Raw genomic sequence first — 15,767 nt, 5'->3', positions numbered from 1 at the left:
CGCCGCCCATGCCGGGGCAGGGGAATGGAGGTGGCGTGTTGCGTGGCATCTGGCTGTGCTTGGGGCTGTTGGCGTTGGCCGGTTGCGGCGAGCGCGTCGAGCGCTTCGGCGGCCCGACCATGGGCAGCAGCTATTCCGTGCAGTACCTGCCCTCGGCGCAGAGCCCAGCGCCGCAGCGCCTGCAGGCGGAGGTCGAGGGTATTCTCGGCGAGCTCGACCGGCAGTTCTCCACCTACCGCGACGACTCCGAGGTCTCCCGCTTCAATGCCTTGCCGGCCGGCGCCTGCCAGGCCATGCCGACCGAGCTGGTGGAGCTGCTGCGCTACGGCAACGAGCTGTCCGAGACCAGCGCCGGCGCCTTCGACCTCACCGTCGAGCCGCTGATGAACCTCTGGGGCTTCGGCCCGCAGTCCCGCGGCGAGCAGGTGCCGGCGGCCGCGGCGCTGGAGCGCGAGCGGGCGCGCGTCGGCTACCGCCACGTGCGGGTGGACGGCAGCCTGGTGTGCAAGGACGTGGCGGCGCAGCTGGATTTCGACAGCATCGTCGCCGGCTACGCGGTGGACCGCGTCGGCCAGCGCCTGGCCGAGCTGGGCGTGAAGGACTACCTGGTGGAGATCACCGGCGAGCTCAAGGCCATGGGCCACAAGCCCGACGGCTCGCCCTGGCGGGTGGCGCTGGAGCTGCCCAGCGGCGAACGCGAGCGCAGCGTGGCGCGCTCGCTGGCGGTGGACGGCTACGGGGTCTCGACCTCGGGCGACTACCGCAACTATTTCGAGGAAGGTGGGCAGCGTTACTCGCACACCTTCGATGCGCGCACCGGCACGCCGGTTCGGCACACACTGGCGGCGGTGACCGTGGTCGACCGCTCCACGCTGCACGCCGACGGGTTGTCGACGCTGCTGATGGTGCTGGGCCCGGACGAGGGCTACCGCTACGCCGAGCAGCACGGGCTGGCCGCCTGGTTCGTCGTGCACCAGGGGCAGGGCTTCGCCACGCGCGCCAGCACGCGCTTCGCCGAGCTCTTCCCGGAGCCGGCGCGGCCATGAAAGCCGCACTAAATGTAGTGATGGCAAAATTCGCCTACCGCACGACCAAGCGCTAATGTGCAGCAATTTGTCGCGCGGCTAAGCTGCCAACATCGATTCGACCGCTCCCGGCGCCAGGCGCGCCGGGACTTTGCCGGAAGCGCCACAGGGGCGCCCCGGCCTGTTCTGAAGGAGTACGCATGGCTGTCTATAACTACGACGTGGTGATTCTCGGCACGGGCCCGGCGGGCGAGGGGGCGGCGATGAACGCCTCCAAGTACGGGCGCAAGCTGGCGGTGGTGGACAGCCGTCGCGTGGTCGGCGGCAACTGCACGCACCTGGGCACCATCCCGTCCAAGGCGCTGCGTCACTCGGTGAAGCAGATCATCGAGTTCAACACCAACCCGATGTTCCGCCAGATCGGCGAACCGCGCTGGTTCTCCTTCCCCGACGTGCTCAAGAGCGCCGAGAAGGTGATCAACAAGCAGGTGTCCTCGCGCACCGGCTACTACGCGCGCAACCGCATCGACATGTTCAACGGCACCGCCAGCTTCGTCGACGAGCGCACCGTCGAGGTGGTGACCCCCAGCGGCGCGGTGGAACGCCTGGTCGCCGACCAGTTCGTCATCGCCACCGGCTCGCGCCCGTACCGCCCGGCGGACATCAACTTCAACCACCCGCGGGTCTACGACAGCGACACCATCCTCTCGCTGAGCCACACCCCGCGTCGGCTGATCATCTACGGAGCCGGGGTGATCGGCTGCGAATACGCCTCGATCTTCAGCGGCCTGGGCGTGCTGGTCGACCTGATCGACACCCGCGACCAGTTGCTGAGCTTCCTCGACGACGAAATCTCCGACGCCCTGAGCTACCACCTGCGCAACAACAACGTGCTGGTGCGCCACAACGAGGAGTACGAGCGCGTCGAGGGCCTGGACAACGGCGTGATCCTGCACCTGAAGTCGGGCAAGAAGATCAAGGCCGACGCCCTGCTGTGGTGCAACGGCCGTACCGGCAACACCGACCGCCTGGGCCTGGAGAACATCGGCATCAAGGTCAACAGCCGTGGCCAGATCGAGGTGGACGAGAACTACCGAACCTCGGTGTCGAACATCTACGCCGCGGGCGACGTGATCGGCTGGCCGAGCCTGGCCAGCGCCGCCTACGACCAGGGCCGCTCGGCCGCCGGCAACATCGTCGAGCAGGACAGCTGGCGCTTCGTCAACGACGTGCCCACCGGCATCTACACCATCCCGGAGATCAGCTCCATCGGCAAGAACGAGCACGAGCTGACCGCGGCGAAGATTCCCTACGAAGTGGGCAAGGCATTCTTCAAGGGCATGGCCCGCGCGCAGATCTCCAACGAGCCGGTGGGCATGCTGAAGATCCTGTTCCACCGCGAGACCCTGGAGATCCTCGGCGTGCACTGCTTCGGCGACCAGGCCTCGGAGATCGTCCACATCGGCCAGGCGATCATGAACCAGCCGGGCGAGCTGAACACCCTGAAGTACTTCGTCAACACCACCTTCAACTACCCGACCATGGCCGAAGCCTACCGCGTAGCGGCGTTCGACGGCCTCAACCGGCTTTTCTGAAGTACCCCGGCCGGCGGCCTGAGCCGGCCGGGGGCGACCCGCTCAGCGATTCCCGAGCGTGGCAGTGGCCAAACCGGGAAAGTCTGTAATCAGGCTGTCCACGCCGAAGTCGGCGAGCCGGCGCATCAGCGCCGGTTCGTTGACCGTCCACACCGACACGTGCAGCCCCTGCTTCTGCGCCTTGAGCAGCCGCTCGGGGGTGCACAGCGTCCAGTTCAGCGCCAGTAGCTCGCAACCGTAGTTCGCCGCCACCTTCAGCGGGTCGAGCCAGGCGTATTCGGCCACCAGCCCACGCGCCAGGTCCGGCGTCAACTGCTGCAGCGCGCGCAGCACGGTGCGCGAGCTGGACGTCACGGTGATGCGCTCGCGCAGGCCGAAGCGCCCCACCAGCTGGTGGATGGCCTGCACGGTGCGCGCTGCGCGCTCGCGCGAGGCGCTCTTGACCTCCAGCTGCCAGTGCTCGAACTCGCAGCGCTCGAACAGCTCGGCCAGCCGCGGGATGGGGCAGGGGCGCACCCAGCCCGGCCCGCCCTGGCGCGCGTCGTAGGTGACCAGGTCCTCGGCCAGTTGCTCGGACACCTTGCCGCGGCGCCCGGTGGTGCGCTTGAGGGTGGGGTCGTGGATCACCATCAGCTCGCCGTCGCGGGACAGGTGCAGGTCCAGCTCGCAACGCGTCACGCCATGCTCCAGGCAGCGCTGGAAGCTGGTCAGGGTGTTTTCCGGCGCTTCGCCTTTGGCGCCGCGATGGCCATAGATGAGAGTCACTGGGGCTCCTTGGAAGAGGGAAGGATCGGGCTCTGCGGGCGATGCGCGCGAACCGCGTCGACCACGTGATCGTATTCGAAATAGACGCTGAATTCGCGGTAGTCCCAGCGGGTGATCGGCGGGCTGCCCACGGCCGGGTGTTCCTCGTCGGGCAGGCCGAAGCGCTCCAGCACGGCGCGCCGGCTCTCGCCGCGGGCGGGCAGGGCGATGCGGGCGTCGCCCTGGGCGCCGATGGGGATTTCCAGGGTGTCGGCCGCGGCCGGCAGGGCCATGCCCAGGCACAGCAGCAGGAAGGGGATGTGCAGGGCCTTCATGAGTCGTCGCGGTCCTTCGCCTGGCGCCGTTCGGCCGCCTGTTTCTGCAGGATGTGCCGGGCCAGCAACTGGCGCTGCGGCTCCTCGAGGTTCTCGAACAGCGTGCCGATCTCGTATTCGCCCAGCCCGCGCGACTCGCAGTGGGTGACCCGCGCGCGCAGGCTCAGGCCCAGGGCCTGGGGTAGCAGCACCAGCTTCAGGGCCAGCAGCTGGCCGGCGAGCAGGGGCTCGGGGGCGAGGAAGGCGATGCCTCCCTCGGAAAGGACCACCGGCTGCGCCGGGCCGACCTGCTCCAGCAACCCCTGGGCGAGGGCGCCGGCGACCAGGTCCAGGCGCTTGTCGAGCAGCTTCAGGTAGCTGGCCAGGGCGCGGTCGCGCTCGGCGATCTGCCGCAGCAGGTGCTGCGCCTCCACTTCCAGCAGGTGCAGGTCGCCGAGCAGGTCGAACAGCGGCGAATCATCCTGTAACGCTTGCGCCGCCTGCTCCGCGTCCTCCGGAATCGGGCGAAATTCCAGTGCGAGGCGGTCCTCGATACGGTAGTATTCGCGGCGGTCATCCGCGTCTGGAGTGGACATGGCGAACCCACGGCGGCAGTAATGGTCTGAGTGTAAAGCCGCCCGCCGCAGCTCGCCACAATGGCCTCCGCAAACCCTTGCGCGGTAGCGGACGCCGGCCGGACCGACGCCCCAATCCCCTGACAACGGCCCCACATGTTCAGACCTCTTTCCGTCTATATCGGGACGCGCTACACCCGCGCCAAGCGCCGCAGCCACTTCGTTTCCTTCATCTCCCTGACTTCCATGATCGGCCTGGCGCTCGGCGTCATGGTGATGATCGTGGTGCTCTCGGTGATGAACGGCTTCGACCACGAGATGCGCACCCGGGTGCTGGGCATGGTGCCCCACGCCACCGTCGAGGCCTACCAGCCGATCGACGACTGGCGCGGCCTGGCCGGGCAGATCAAGGCGCAGCACCGCAACGTGCTGGAAGTGGCGCCCTTCATCCAGATGCAGGGCCTGCTGAGCAACAACGGCGTGGTGCAGAAGGTGCTGATCAACGCCGTGGACCCGGCCGAGGAAGGCAAGGTCTCGATCATCGGCGACTTCTTCAGGCAGGGCAGCCTGGCCAGCCTCAGGCCCGGCGAGTTCGGCATCATCATCGGCGACAAGGCCGCGGCCAACCTGGGGGTGAAGGTCGGCGACAAGGTCACCTTCGTCGCCCCCGAGGTCTCGGTGACCCCCGCCGGCATCTTCCCGCGCATGAAGCGCTTCACCGTGGCCGGCATCTTCCACGTCGGCGCCGGCGAACTGGACGGCTACGTGGCCCTGGCCAACGTCGAGGACGCCGCGCGCATGCAGCGCTACAAGGATGGCGAGGTGCAGGGCCTGCGCCTGAAGCTCGACGACCTGTTCCAGGCGCCGCGCACCGCCTGGGAAATCGCCCAGACGCTGAAGGGCAACGACTTCTACGCCCGCGACTGGACGCGCACCCACGGCAACCTCTACCAGGCCATCCAGATGGAGAAGTCCATGATCGGCCTGCTGCTGCTGCTGATAGTCGCGGTGGCCGCCTTCAACATCATCTCCACCCTGGTCATGGTGGTCACCGACAAGAAGTCGGACATCGCCATCCTCCGCACCCTGGGCGCCACGCCGGGGCAGATCATGGCCATCTTCATGGTCCAGGGCGGCGTGATCGGCGTGATCGGCACCCTGATCGGTGGCGTGCTCGGCGTGCTCGCGGCGCTCAGGGTGAGCGACGCCATCGCCCTGCTGGAAAGGCTGATCGGCCACAAGTTCCTCAGCTCGGACGTCTACTTCATCGATTACCTGCCCTCGCAACTGATGCGCGAGGACGTGATCCTGGTGTGCGCCGCCGCGCTGATCCTGAGTTTCTTCGCCACCCTGTATCCGGCCTGGCGTGCCGCCCGCACCCAGCCCGCGGAGGCCCTGCGTTATGAGTGACAAGACCGTCCTGAGCTGCCGCAACCTGCGCAAGAGCTACGAGGAGGGCCCGCAGTCGGTCGAGGTGCTGGTCGACGTGCAGCTGGAGCTGTTCCCCGGCGAGCGCGTGGCCATCGTCGGCAGCTCCGGCTCCGGCAAGAGCACCCTGCTGAACATGCTCGGCGGCCTCGACATCCCCAGCAGCGGCAGCGTCTGGCTGGCCGGCGAGGAGCTGTCGGCGCTCAACGAGAAGCAGCGCGGCCTGCTGCGCAACCGCGCGCTGGGCTTCGTCTACCAGTTCCACCACCTGCTGCCGGAATTCACCGCCCTGGAGAACGTCTGCATGCCGCTGCTGATCGGCCGCACGCCGATCCCCGAGGCCCGCGAGCGCGCCAGCGCGCTGCTGGAGCGGGTGGGCCTGAGGCCGCGCCTGCAGCACAAGCCCTCGGAGCTGTCCGGCGGCGAGCGCCAGCGCGTGGCCATCGCCCGCGCCCTGGTCAACCGCCCGCAGCTGGTGCTGCTCGACGAGCCCACCGGCAACCTCGACCAGCACACCGCGCATTCCATCCAGGAGCTGATGCTCGAACTGTCGCAGTCGCTGCAGACGGCCTTCCTGGTTGTGACCCACGACCCGCACCTGGCGCAGCAGATGGACCGCGTGCTGCGCCTGGAGGACGGCCGCCTGATCGCCGCCTGATCGAGCCGCAGACGCCATGTTCAGACCCCTATCGATCTTCGTCGGCACCCGCTACACCCGGGCCAAGAAGCGCAACCACTACATCTCCTTCATCTCCCTGACCTCGATGATCGGCCTGACCCTCGGGGTGCTGGCGATGATCGTGGTGCTCTCGGTGATGAACGGGTTCCAGAAGGAGATGCGCTCGCGCATCCTCGGCATGGTGCCCCACGCCGTGCTGCAGAACGCCGACGGCAAGCCGCTGGCCGACTGGCAGGCGGTGGCCGCCGCGGCCTCGAAGCACCGCGAGGTGGTGGGAGCTGTGCCCTACACCGAGCTGGACGGCATGCTCTCGTTCAAGGGCATGATGCAGCCGATCGAGGTGGACGGCATCGACCCGGCGCTGGAGCCGAAGGTCTCGATCATCGGCTCGCACATGGTCCAGGGCAGCCTGGCCGCGCTGAAGTCCGGCGAGTCCGGGGTGGTGATCGGCGAGATCACCGCGCGGCGCTTCCGCGTCAACGTCGGCGACAGCCTGCTGCTGATCGTCCCCGAGTCCACCTCCGCGGCCGGCGGCGTGACGCCGCGCATGCAGCGGCTGAATGTGGTCGGGGTGTTCAAGGTCGGCGCCGAGCTGGATGGCACCCTGGCGCTGGTCCACGTCGACGACGCCGCGCACCTGCTGCGCTGGGAGCCGGGCCAGGTGCAGAGCGTGCGCATCGCCCTGAAGGACCTGTTCCAGGCGCCGGAAGTGGGGCAGGGCATCGCCGCGGAGCTGGGCCAGGGCATCCGTTCGGTGGACTGGACGCACACCCAGGGCAGCCTGTTCGGCGCCATGAAGATGGAGAAGACCATGATCGGCCTGCTGTTGCTGCTGATCGTGGCGGTGGCGGCCTTCAACATCATCGCCACGCTGATCATGGTGGTGGCCGACAAGCGCACCGACATCGCCATCCTCCGCACCCTGGGCGCGACGCCGGGGCAGATCATGACCGTCTTCATGGTCCAGGGCACGGTGATCGGGGTGATCGGCACCCTGGTCGGCGGCACCCTGGGCGTGCTGGCGGCGTTCAACGTCACCGCCATCGTCTCGGCGATGGAGAAGGCCCTGGGCACCCACGTGTTCAGCTCCGACGTCTACTTCATCAACTACCTGCCCTCCGACGTGCAGGTGACGGACGTGCTGCTGGTGTGCAGCGCGGCCCTGCTGATGAGCTTCCTCGCCACGCTCTACCCGGCCTGGCGCGCCGCCAGGACCCAGCCGGCCGAAGCGCTGCGCTACGAATGAACGAAGCCGCCCCTTGGGGCGGCTTCTTCGTGATGGGGCGGGTTTCGCAGCGAGCCTATCGCGATCCGCGCCCGGGCTCGTCCTATCGCGGACAAAGTTGCTCCTACAGGGAAATGCCGTACCTCCCGGCAGACTGTAGGAGCGGGCCCTGCCCGCGAATCGCGCGCAGGGCGCGCTCCTACATGGGAATGGCGTGGGCGGGGCGGCGTAGGAGCGGCTCTCATCCGCGAATCGCGCCGATAGCTCCGGCTATCGCGGACAAGGTCCGCTCCTACAGGCGCCCCATGCCGCATGGTGGGGTGTAGGAGCGGGCCCTGCCCGCGAAATCGCGCGCAGGGCGCGCTCCTACATGGGAATGGCGTGGACGGGGCGGCGTAGGAGCGGCTCTCATCCGCGAACCGCGCCGATAGCTCCGGCTATCGCGGACAAGGTCCTACAAGGGGCTCACAACCCCCGCTGCAGGTTGCGCAATGCCTGGCGCCGCCGCCAGCTGCGGCCGATCCACCAGCGCCAGTAGGCCTGGGTGGCCAGGTAGCCGAGCAGGCCCACCAGCAGGCCGCAGATGATCGAACCCAGCAGGAAGGGCTGCCAGAGTAGCGACAGTTCGCCGCTGATCCATTCCCAGGTGAGGTTCTCCGGCAGGGTGCGGGCCGGCACGCCCATGACCCAGGCGCCCATCTTGTAGGTGCAGTAGAACACCGGCGGCATGGTGATGGGGTTGGTCAGCCAGACCAGGCCCACCGAGATCGGCAGGTTGGCGCGCACCCACACCGCCAGGGTGGCGGCCAGCAGCATCTGCAGCGGAATGGGCACGAAGGCGGCGAACAGGCCCATGCCCATGGCGCGGGAGACCGACCTTCGATTCAGGTGCCAGAGGTTGGGCGAGTGCAACAGGGGCCCGAAGCAGCGCAGGGACTTGTGGTTCCTGATCAGCTCGGGGTCCGGCATGTAGCGCTGGAAAAGTCGGCGCGGCATGGGGAAATCTCTGGCAGACGAACACCGGGCATTATGCCTAGCTGGATGACGGCTTCCGTTCATCAACTATGTCCATGTGTAACCGGCTGTGGTGCACCGGACCTGCTGCCAGGGAGGCAACCCGTGCGTACAGGGATGATGGCGCTGGCCTGCGGCCTGTTGCTGCTGCGTTTCCTGCCCCAGTTGCCGCCCCTGGCGGCCTTGCTGCCGCTGGTCGGAATGGCGCTGCTGTGCCTGTATCGGCGCCACCGTGCGGTGGCGCTCTTCCTGCTCGGCTTCGCCTGGGCCTGCCTGTACGCCCACCAGGCCTGGGAAGGGCGCCTGGCTCCCGAGCTGGATGGGCGGACGCTATGGCTGGAGGGACAGGTCACCGGCTTGCCGGCCGCCGCGGAGGGCATCGTCCGTTTCGAGCTGGAGGACATCCAGGCCCGCCTGGCCTTGCCCCAGCGCCTGCGCCTGTCCTGGTACGGCGGCCCGCAGCTGCGCGCGGGGGAGCGCTGGCGCCTGGCCGTGACCCTGCGCCGCCCCCATGGCCTGGCCAACGACTTCGGCTTCGACTACGAGGCCTGGCTGGCGGCCGACGGCATAGGCGCCACCGGCAGCGTCAAGGATGGCCAGCGCCTTGCCGGGGCCGCGGGCCCCATGGCCTGGCGCGAGGCCTGGAAGGAGCGGTTGCTGGCCGTGGACGCCCGGGGCCGCAACGCCTACCTGGTGGCTCTGGTCCTGGGCGATGGCAGCGGCCTGGGCCGGGCGGACTGGGACATGCTGCAGGACACCGGCACCCTGCACCTGATGGTGATCTCCGGTTCGCACATTTCCCTGCTGGGCGGTCTGCTCTATGCCCTGGTGGCCGGCCTGGCGCGCCTGGGGGCCTGGCCGGCGCGCCTGCCCTGGCTGCCCTGCGCCTGTGCCGCCGCGGTCGCCGGCGCCTGGGGCTACGGCTGGGTCGCCGGGCTGGAGGTGCCGGCGCTGCGGGCCTGCCTGATGCTCAGCATGGTCCTGCTGTGGCGCCTGCGGTTCCGCCGCCAGGGCGTCTGGTGGCCGTTGCTCGGTGCCCTGGTGGTGGTCCTGCTGGTCGATCCGCTGGTCAGCCTGAGCCCCGGCTTCTGGCTGTCCTTCGCCGCGGTGGCGCTGCTCGTCTACGGCTTCGCCGGGCGCCTGGGGCGCTGGCCGGTGTGGCTGGCCTGGGGCCGCGCGCAAGGGCTCATGGCCCTGGGGCTGGCCCCGCTGCTGCTGGCCCTGGGCCTGCCGCTGAGCCCGTCCGGCGCCCTGGCGAACCTGCTGGCGGTGCCCTGCATCGAGTTGCTGGTGGTGCCGCTGGCGCTGGCCGGCAGCCTGCTGCTGTGGCTGCCGGTGGCCGGCGAGGGGCTGCTGTGGCTGGCTGGCGCCGTGCTCGACGGCCTGCTCGGCGTGCTCGCGCGCCTGTCGTGGTATTCCCCGGCCTGGCATCCCATGGCGCCGCCGGCCTGGAGCATCCTGCTGGCCCTGGCCGGGACGCTGCTGTGCCTGGCGCCGGCCGGGCTGCCGCTGCGGCCGCTGGGCCTGGCGCTGCTGCTGCCGATGTTCTGGCCGCACGCCAGCGCGCCGGCCCACGGCTACGCCGAGGTGCGCGTGCTCGACGTGGGGCAGGGGCTCTCGGTGCTGGTCCGCACCCGCAGCCATGCCTGGCTGTACGACGCCGGGCCGCGCCGGGGCGAGTTCGACCTCGGCGAGGTGGCGGTGCTGCCGACCCTGCGCGGCCTGGGTGTCCGGCGCCTGGATGTGCTGCTGCTCAGCCATGGCGACAACGACCATGCCGGCGGCGCCCGCGCCGTGCTGGAAGCCTTGCCGGCGGCGCGGCTGATCAGCGGCGAGCCGCGGCGCCTGCCCGCGCCCCTGGCCGCCGAGCCCTGCCGCGCCGAAACCTGGTGGCTGGACGGCGTGCGTTTTTCGACCTGGTACTGGGACCAGGCTGCCGACAGCAACGGCCGCTCCTGCGTGCTGCACATCGAGGCGCGGGGCGAAAGCCTGCTGCTCACCGGCGACCTGCCGGCCGCCGGCGAGGCGGCCTGGCTGGCCAGCCATCCCGGGGCCCGGGCCGACTGGCTGGTGGCCGGCCACCACGGCAGCCGCAGCGCTTCCTCGGCGGCCTTCGTGAGGCAGCTGGCGCCCCGCGCCGCACTGGTTTCCCGCTCCCGCCACAACGCCCATGGCCATCCGTCCGAGGAGGTGCTGCAGCGCTTCGCCGAACGGGGTGTCAGGGTTCACGATGTGGCGATCGCGGGCGCCCTGCGCCTGCTCCTGGGCCAGCATGGAGAGGTGCGGGGCGCGCGCGAAAACGCCGGATTCTGGAGGGAAAAATGAGAACGGCGACGGTCGGCGGGGCAGGGGCCCTGTGCTAGAGTGTCGCCACTTTTTTTCAGGGGATTCGCCACTGTGTGGGAACTGGTCAAAGCCGGCGGCTGGATGATGCTGCCGATCATTCTGAGCTCTATCGCCGCCACCGCCATCGTCGCCGAACGACTCTGGACCCTGCGCCGCAGCCGCATCGCCCCGCCGCAGTTGCTGGGCCAGGTGTGGAAGCAGATCAAGGACAAGAAGCTGAACAGCCAGGCGCTCAAGGAACTCAAGGCGTCTTCCCCGCTGGGTGAGGTGCTCGCCGCCGGCCTGGTCAACTCCAAGCATGGCCGCGAGATCATGAAGGAATGCATCGAGGAAGCCGCCGGCCGGGTGATCCACGAGATGGAGCGCTACCTCAACGCCCTCGGCACCATCGCCGCCATGGCCCCGCTGCTCGGCCTGCTGGGCACCGTGTTCGGCATGATCCAGATCTTCAGCGCCTTCATGGGCGACGGCATGGCCAATGCCCCGCAGCTCGCCGGCGGCATCTCCAAGGCCCTGGTGACCACCGCTTCCGGCCTGATCGTGGCCATCCCGGCCGTGTTCTTCCATCGCTACCTGCTGCGCCGCGTCGATGAGCTGGTGGTGGCCATGGAGCAGGAGGCGATCAAGCTGGTGGAAATGGTCCAGGGTGACCGCGAGGTCGACCTTTCCGAGGATGGCAAAGCGTGAAATTCCGCCGCAGAACCGGCAGCGCCGCCCGCGATGACGTCTTCATCAACCTGGCGTCGCTGATCGACGTGATCTTCGTCCTGCTGCTGTTCTTCGTGGTCACCACCACCTTCAGCCGGCCGACGCAGCTGAAGGTCGAGCTGCCCGAGGCGGTCAGCGGCACCCCGCCGGAAGCCACCGACATCAAGCCGCTGGAACTGGACATCGACGCCGCCGGCCACTACGCGCTGAACGGCCAGAACCTGGTCAACGGCGACATCGCCACCCTGATGGCGGCGATGCAGAAGGAATCCGCCGGCGACAGCAGCCTGCCGGTGGTGATCACCGCCGACGGCAAGGCCACCCACCAATCGGTGGTCACCGCCATGGACGCCGCCGGCAAGCTCGGCTTCAGCCACCTGCGCATCACCACCGTCGAGGCGCAGCCGGCGGCCAAGCCCTGATGGCGTTTTCCGAGCGCCTGCTGCAGGCCTGGTACCAGGGCCACCCGGCCCTCGGCCTGCTGCGCCCGCTGGAGGCGCTGTACCGGCGCATCGCTCTGCGCAAGCGCGCCGACTACCTGGAAGGCCGCCGCCAGGCCTACCGCGCCCCGGTGCCGGTCATCGTCGTCGGCAACATCACCGTCGGCGGCACCGGCAAGACGCCGATGATCCTCTGGCTGATCGAGCGCTGCCGCGCCCGCGGCCTTGCGGTCGGCGTGGTCAGCCGTGGTTATGGCGCCGAGCCGCCGAGCCTGCCCTGGCGGGTGCGCGCCGAACAGCGCGCCGAGCAGGCCGGCGACGAGCCACTGATGATCGTCCAGCGCAGCGGCGTGCCCCTGGTCATCGACCCGGACCGCCCGGCTGCGGTGCGCGCGCTGCTGGCCGAGGAACCGGTGGACCTGATCCTCTGCGACGACGGCCTGCAGCACTACCGCCTGGCCCGCGACCTGGAGCTGGTGCTGATCGACGCCGCCCGCGGCCTGGGCAACCGCCGCTGCCTGCCGGCCGGCCCCCTGCGCGAGCCGGCCGAGCGCCTGGACTCGGTGGACGCGGTGCTCTACAACGGCGCCAGCAGCGACCCGGCCGGCGCCTTTTCCTTCGTCCTGCGGCCGAGCGCGCTGGTCAACCTGCGCAGCGGCGAGCGCGTCGACCTGACGCACTTCCCGCCGGGCCAGCAGGTCCACGCCCTGGCCGGCATCGGCAACCCCCGGCGTTTCTTCGCGACGCTCGAGGCGCTACACTGGCGGCCTGTTCCGCACGCCTTCCCGGACCACGCGGCCTACAGCGCCGGGCAGCTGCAATTCAGCCCGCCGCTGCCGCTGCTGATGACCGAGAAGGACGCGGTGAAATGCCGGGCCTTCGCCGCCGCCGACTGGTGGTACCTCGCCGTCGACGCGCAGCCATCCCCGGCCTTCGTCGCCTGGTTCGACGCCCGGCTCGAGCGTCTGATCGCGCGCTGACGGGTGGCCCCGCCACCCCTTGCTTTCCAAGGATTCCGCCATGGACCCGAAACTCCTCGACATCCTCGCCTGCCCGCTGTGCAAGGGGCCGCTGAAGCTCACCGACGACAAGTCCGAACTGATCTGCAAGGCCGATGGCCTGGCCTACCCGGTGCGCGACGGCATCCCGGTGATGCTCGAGGGCGAGGCCCGCACCCTGAACGTCGACGAACGCCTGGACAAGTGACCGAGATGAGCCAGGCCTTCACCGTCGTCATCCCGGCCCGTTTCGCCTCCACCCGCCTGCCCGGCAAGCCGCTGCAGGACATCGGCGGCAAGCCCATGGTCCAGCACGTCTGGGAGCAGGCGCGCAGGAGCGGCGCCAACCGCGTGGTGATCGCCACCGACGATGCGCGCATCCTCGAGGCGGCCAACGTCTTCGGCGCCGAGGCGCTGCTGACCCGCGTCGACCACAACTCCGGCACCGACCGCCTGGCCGAGGTGGCCGACGCCCTGGGCCTGGCCGACGACGCCATCGTGGTCAACGTGCAGGGCGACGAGCCGCTGATCCCGCCGGCCATCATCGACCAGGTGGCGGCCAACCTGGCGGCCCACCCGGAAGCCGGCATCGCCACCCTGGCCGAGCCGATCCACGAGTTGGCCGCGCTGTTCAACCCCAACGTGGTGAAGGTGGTGACCGACCTGGACGGCCTGGCCCTGACCTTCAGCCGCGCGCCGCTGCCCTGGGCCCGCGATGCCTTCGCCAAGGCGCCGGACAGCCTGCCGGCGGGCGTTCCGTTCCGCCGCCACATCGGCATCTACGCCTACCGCGCGCGCTTCCTCCGCGACTTCGTCGCCTGGGGCCCGTGCTGGCTGGAGGACAGCGAGTGCCTGGAGCAGCTGCGGGCGCTCTGGCACGGTGTGCGCATCCACGTGGCCGACGCCCTGGAGGCGCCGCAGGCCGGGGTGGACACCGCCGAGGACCTGGAGCGCGTCAGGCGCATCCTGGGGGGCTGATGCGGGTTCTCTTCGTCTGCCTGGGCAACATCTGCCGTTCGCCCACCGCCGAGGGCGTGTTCCGCCACAAGCTGCGCGAGGCCGGGCTGGAGGCGCGGGTGACCGTCGACTCCGCCGGCACCGGCGACTGGCACCTGGGCAAGCCGCCGGACGCCCGTACCCGCGTCGCCGCCATGCGCCGTGGCTACGACCTCTCGGCACTGCGTGCGCGGCAGGTCGGCACCGCTGATTTCGCCGACTTCGACCTGATCCTGGCCATGGACCTGAGCAACCTGGCCTACCTCGAACGCCTGCGGGGCAACGGCCCCGCCGAACTGGACCTGTTCCTGCGCCGCTACGCCGGCGCGCTGGACGAGGTGCCCGATCCCTATTACGGCGGCGAGGCCGGTTTCGAGCAGGTGCTGGACCTGATCGAGCTGGCCTGCGACGCCCTGCTGCTGGAAGTGAAGGGGCGCCTGTGAGCCTGGTCCTGCACAAAGACGTATCCCTGAAAGCCTTCAATACCTTCGGCATCGAGGCGTGGGCGCGGCTGTTCGCCGAGGCCCGCGACGACCAGGACGTGATGCGGGGCCTCGCCCTGGCGGTGGAGCACGACCTGCCGCTGCTGGTGCTCGGCGGCGGCAGCAACCTGCTGCTGACCCGCGACGTCGAGGCTCTGGTGCTGCGCATGGCCAGCCGCGGCGTGCGTATCCTCGAAGACGACGGCGACCGGGTGCGCATCGAGGCCGAGGCCGGCGAAGTCTGGGACGACCTGGTGCGCTGGAGCCTGGAGCAGGGTTTCGCCGGCCTGGAGAACCTCAGCCTGATCCCCGGCACCGTGGGCGCCGCGCCCATGCAGAACATCGGCGCCTACGGCGTGGAGCTGAAGGACGTGTTCGACAGCCTGGTGGCGCTGGACCGCCACAGCGGCAGCCTGCGCGAGTTCCACCTGGACGATTGCGCCTTCGCCTACCGCGAGAGCCTGTTCAAGCGCGAGCCGGGGCGCTGGGTGATCCTGCGCGTGCGCCTGAAGCTCGCGCGCAAGGCCAGCCTGCACCTGGACTACGGCCCGGTGCGCCAGCGCCTGGCGGAGCAGGGCATGGACGCTCCCGGCCCGGCCGACGTGGCGCGGGTGATCTGCGCCATCCGCCGCGAGAAGCTGCCCGACCCGGCGGTGCTGGGCAATGCCGGCAGCTTCTTCAAGAACCCCCTGGTCTCCGCGGCGCTGGCCGAGCGCCTGCGTGGCGAATTCCCGGACCTGGTGGCCTATCCCCAGGCCGATGGCCAGGTCAAGCTGGCCGCCGGCTGGCTGATCGACAAGGCCGGCTGGAAGGGCTTCCGCGACGGCGCCGCCGGCGTGCACGCCCAGCAGGCGCTGGTGCTGGTCAACTACGGCGGCGCCAGCGGGGCGCAGATCCAGGCGCTGGCCGAGCGCATCCGCGAGGACATCCGCCAGCGCTTCGGCGTGGAGTTGGAGATGGAGCCGAACCTCTACTGAAGTATGCAGGCTTGAAAAAAGGCGCTTGCCGTTGCCGGCAAGCGCCTTTTTTGTCCGTGCTGCGTAGGGCGAATAACCGTTCGCGGTTATCCGCCGATACGCCGGGGCCACCGCCAATGCTCAGTCCAACCCCGGAGCCGCCGAAGATCACGGCCAAACGGCGGATAACGCCGTAGGCGTTATGCGCCCTACGCCAGGCCCGACCATGACGTAGGGCGAAT

17 protein-coding genes are annotated in these 15,767 nt (G+C 69.6%); 13 read left to right on the top strand and 4 right to left on the bottom strand.

All coding sequences use genetic code 11. The features are described from left to right. Positions 1-8: 8 nt before the first annotated feature. Entirely contained in the window at positions 9-1,046 is a 1,038-nt protein-coding gene (locus CHC02_RS16905; protein WP_167364838.1) for an FAD:protein FMN transferase, read from the top strand. A gap of 179 nt (positions 1,047-1,225) precedes the next feature. Then, the gene (sthA, locus tag CHC02_RS16900) at positions 1,226-2,620 is read left to right on the top strand and encodes a Si-specific NAD(P)(+) transhydrogenase (RefSeq protein WP_089392613.1); all 1,395 of its coding nucleotides are present in this window, start codon (positions 1,226-1,228) and stop codon (positions 2,618-2,620) included. A gap of 42 nt (positions 2,621-2,662) precedes the next feature. On the opposite strand, the gene CHC02_RS16895 is transcribed toward sthA, so the two are convergent. The 3 genes from CHC02_RS16895 to CHC02_RS16885 are packed head-to-tail and all read right to left on the bottom strand — an operon-like array spanning position 2,663 to position 4,274. After that, entirely contained in the window at positions 2,663-3,385 is a 723-nt protein-coding gene (locus CHC02_RS16895) for a glycerophosphodiester phosphodiesterase (RefSeq protein WP_089392612.1), read from the bottom strand. After that, positions 3,382-3,699 carry a phosphodiesterase gene (locus CHC02_RS16890; RefSeq protein WP_089392611.1) on the bottom strand — a complete coding sequence of 106 codons (318 nt, stop codon included), beginning with the start codon at positions 3,697-3,699 and terminating at the stop codon, positions 3,382-3,384. The genes CHC02_RS16895 and CHC02_RS16890 overlap by 4 nt, the downstream gene beginning before the upstream one ends. Further along, positions 3,696-4,274, bottom strand: a complete 579-nt coding sequence (locus CHC02_RS16885) for a PilZ domain-containing protein (RefSeq protein WP_089392610.1) — start codon at positions 4,272-4,274, stop codon at positions 3,696-3,698. The genes CHC02_RS16890 and CHC02_RS16885 overlap by 4 nt, the downstream gene beginning before the upstream one ends. Before the next feature lie 135 nt (positions 4,275-4,409). On the opposite strand from CHC02_RS16885, the gene CHC02_RS16880 reads away from it, so the two are divergent. The 3 genes from CHC02_RS16880 to CHC02_RS16870 are packed head-to-tail and all read left to right on the top strand — an operon-like array spanning position 4,410 to position 7,606. Continuing rightward, entirely contained in the window at positions 4,410-5,663 is a 1,254-nt protein-coding gene (locus CHC02_RS16880) for a lipoprotein-releasing ABC transporter permease subunit (RefSeq protein WP_089392609.1), read from the top strand. Further along, on the top strand, positions 5,656-6,339 hold the full coding sequence (lolD, locus tag CHC02_RS16875; RefSeq protein ID WP_089392608.1) for a lipoprotein-releasing ABC transporter ATP-binding protein LolD: 684 nt from the start codon (positions 5,656-5,658) through the stop codon (positions 6,337-6,339). The genes CHC02_RS16880 and lolD overlap by 8 nt, the downstream gene beginning before the upstream one ends. 16 nt (positions 6,340-6,355) lie before the next feature. Further along, entirely contained in the window at positions 6,356-7,606 is a 1,251-nt protein-coding gene (locus tag CHC02_RS16870; protein ID WP_089392607.1) for a lipoprotein-releasing ABC transporter permease subunit, read from the top strand. 444 nt (positions 7,607-8,050) lie between these two features. Here CHC02_RS16870 and CHC02_RS16865 read toward each other — a convergent pair whose 3' ends face one another. Beyond that, positions 8,051-8,581 carry a DUF2062 domain-containing protein gene (locus CHC02_RS16865; RefSeq protein ID WP_089392606.1) on the bottom strand — a complete coding sequence of 177 codons (531 nt, stop codon included), beginning with the start codon at positions 8,579-8,581 and terminating at the stop codon, positions 8,051-8,053. Positions 8,582-8,716: 135 nt separating this feature from the next. Here CHC02_RS16865 and CHC02_RS16860 point away from each other — a divergent pair, with 135 nt between their 5' ends. The 8 genes from CHC02_RS16860 to murB all read left to right on the top strand — a co-directional run bounded on the left by CHC02_RS16860 (position 8,717) and on the right by murB (position 15,546). After that, on the top strand, positions 8,717-10,924 hold the full coding sequence (locus CHC02_RS16860) for a DNA internalization-related competence protein ComEC/Rec2 (RefSeq protein ID WP_089392605.1): 2,208 nt from the start codon (positions 8,717-8,719) through the stop codon (positions 10,922-10,924). A gap of 72 nt (positions 10,925-10,996) precedes the next feature. Then, positions 10,997-11,632 (top strand): MotA/TolQ/ExbB proton channel family protein, encoded by a 636-nt coding sequence (locus CHC02_RS16855; protein WP_009621398.1) that lies wholly within the window; start codon positions 10,997-10,999, stop codon positions 11,630-11,632. Continuing rightward, positions 11,629-12,075, top strand: coding sequence for an ExbD/TolR family protein (locus tag CHC02_RS16850; protein WP_089392604.1), 447 nt, complete (start codon positions 11,629-11,631; stop codon positions 12,073-12,075). The genes CHC02_RS16855 and CHC02_RS16850 overlap by 4 nt, the downstream gene beginning before the upstream one ends. After that, positions 12,075-13,073: a tetraacyldisaccharide 4'-kinase gene (gene lpxK / locus CHC02_RS16845; RefSeq protein ID WP_089392603.1), complete on the top strand. Its 999-nt coding sequence runs from the start codon at positions 12,075-12,077 to the stop codon at positions 13,071-13,073. The genes CHC02_RS16850 and lpxK overlap by 1 nt, the downstream gene beginning before the upstream one ends. Before the next feature lie 40 nt (positions 13,074-13,113). Then, a complete protein-coding gene (locus CHC02_RS16840; protein WP_009621404.1) occupies positions 13,114-13,299 on the top strand; it encodes a Trm112 family protein in 186 nt (61 codons plus the stop codon). Between the two features lie 5 nt (positions 13,300-13,304). Further along, positions 13,305-14,069, top strand: a complete 765-nt coding sequence (gene kdsB / locus CHC02_RS16835) for a 3-deoxy-manno-octulosonate cytidylyltransferase (RefSeq protein WP_089392602.1) — start codon at positions 13,305-13,307, stop codon at positions 14,067-14,069. After that, positions 14,069-14,530: a low molecular weight protein-tyrosine-phosphatase gene (locus CHC02_RS16830; RefSeq protein WP_089392601.1), complete on the top strand. Its 462-nt coding sequence runs from the start codon at positions 14,069-14,071 to the stop codon at positions 14,528-14,530. The genes kdsB and CHC02_RS16830 overlap by 1 nt, the downstream gene beginning before the upstream one ends. Beyond that, positions 14,527-15,546, top strand: a complete 1,020-nt coding sequence (gene murB, locus CHC02_RS16825; RefSeq protein WP_089392600.1) for a UDP-N-acetylmuramate dehydrogenase — start codon at positions 14,527-14,529, stop codon at positions 15,544-15,546. Before CHC02_RS16830 ends, murB begins: the two co-directional genes overlap by 4 nt. The last annotated feature ends 221 nt before the right edge of the window (positions 15,547-15,767 follow it).

The sequence above is a fragment of the Pseudomonas delhiensis genome (assembly GCF_900187975.1).
GTDB classification, from domain to species: Bacteria; Pseudomonadota; Gammaproteobacteria; order Pseudomonadales; family Pseudomonadaceae; genus Pseudomonas; species Pseudomonas delhiensis.
Note: the sequence above shows the minus strand (reverse complement) of the source record. Positions and strands in the feature narration are given on the sequence as shown.

Excerpts from the sequence above, each read along its gene's own strand:
- CHC02_RS16870 (WP_089392607.1), top strand. The coding sequence starts at position 6,356 with ATGTTCAGACCCCTATCGATCTTCGTCGGCACCCGCTACACCCGGGCC.
- lpxK (WP_089392603.1), top strand. The coding sequence starts at position 12,075 with ATGGCGTTTTCCGAGCGCCTGCTGCAGGCCTGGTACCAGGGCCACCCG.
- CHC02_RS16840 (WP_009621404.1), top strand. The coding sequence starts at position 13,114 with ATGGACCCGAAACTCCTCGACATCCTCGCCTGCCCGCTGTGCAAGGGG.
- CHC02_RS16880 (WP_089392609.1), top strand. The coding sequence starts at position 4,410 with ATGTTCAGACCTCTTTCCGTCTATATCGGGACGCGCTACACCCGCGCC.
- CHC02_RS16890 (WP_089392611.1), bottom strand. The coding sequence starts at position 3,699 with ATGAAGGCCCTGCACATCCCCTTCCTGCTGCTGTGCCTGGGCATGGCC.
- CHC02_RS16830 (WP_089392601.1), top strand. The coding sequence starts at position 14,069 with ATGCGGGTTCTCTTCGTCTGCCTGGGCAACATCTGCCGTTCGCCCACC.
- CHC02_RS16865 (WP_089392606.1), bottom strand. The coding sequence starts at position 8,581 with ATGCCGCGCCGACTTTTCCAGCGCTACATGCCGGACCCCGAGCTGATC.
- kdsB (WP_089392602.1), top strand. The coding sequence starts at position 13,305 with ATGAGCCAGGCCTTCACCGTCGTCATCCCGGCCCGTTTCGCCTCCACC.
- lolD (WP_089392608.1), top strand. The coding sequence starts at position 5,656 with ATGAGTGACAAGACCGTCCTGAGCTGCCGCAACCTGCGCAAGAGCTAC.
- CHC02_RS16885 (WP_089392610.1), bottom strand. The coding sequence starts at position 4,274 with ATGTCCACTCCAGACGCGGATGACCGCCGCGAATACTACCGTATCGAG.
- sthA (WP_089392613.1), top strand. The coding sequence starts at position 1,226 with ATGGCTGTCTATAACTACGACGTGGTGATTCTCGGCACGGGCCCGGCG.
- CHC02_RS16860 (WP_089392605.1), top strand. The coding sequence starts at position 8,717 with ATGATGGCGCTGGCCTGCGGCCTGTTGCTGCTGCGTTTCCTGCCCCAG.
- CHC02_RS16905 (WP_167364838.1), top strand. The coding sequence starts at position 9 with ATGCCGGGGCAGGGGAATGGAGGTGGCGTGTTGCGTGGCATCTGGCTG.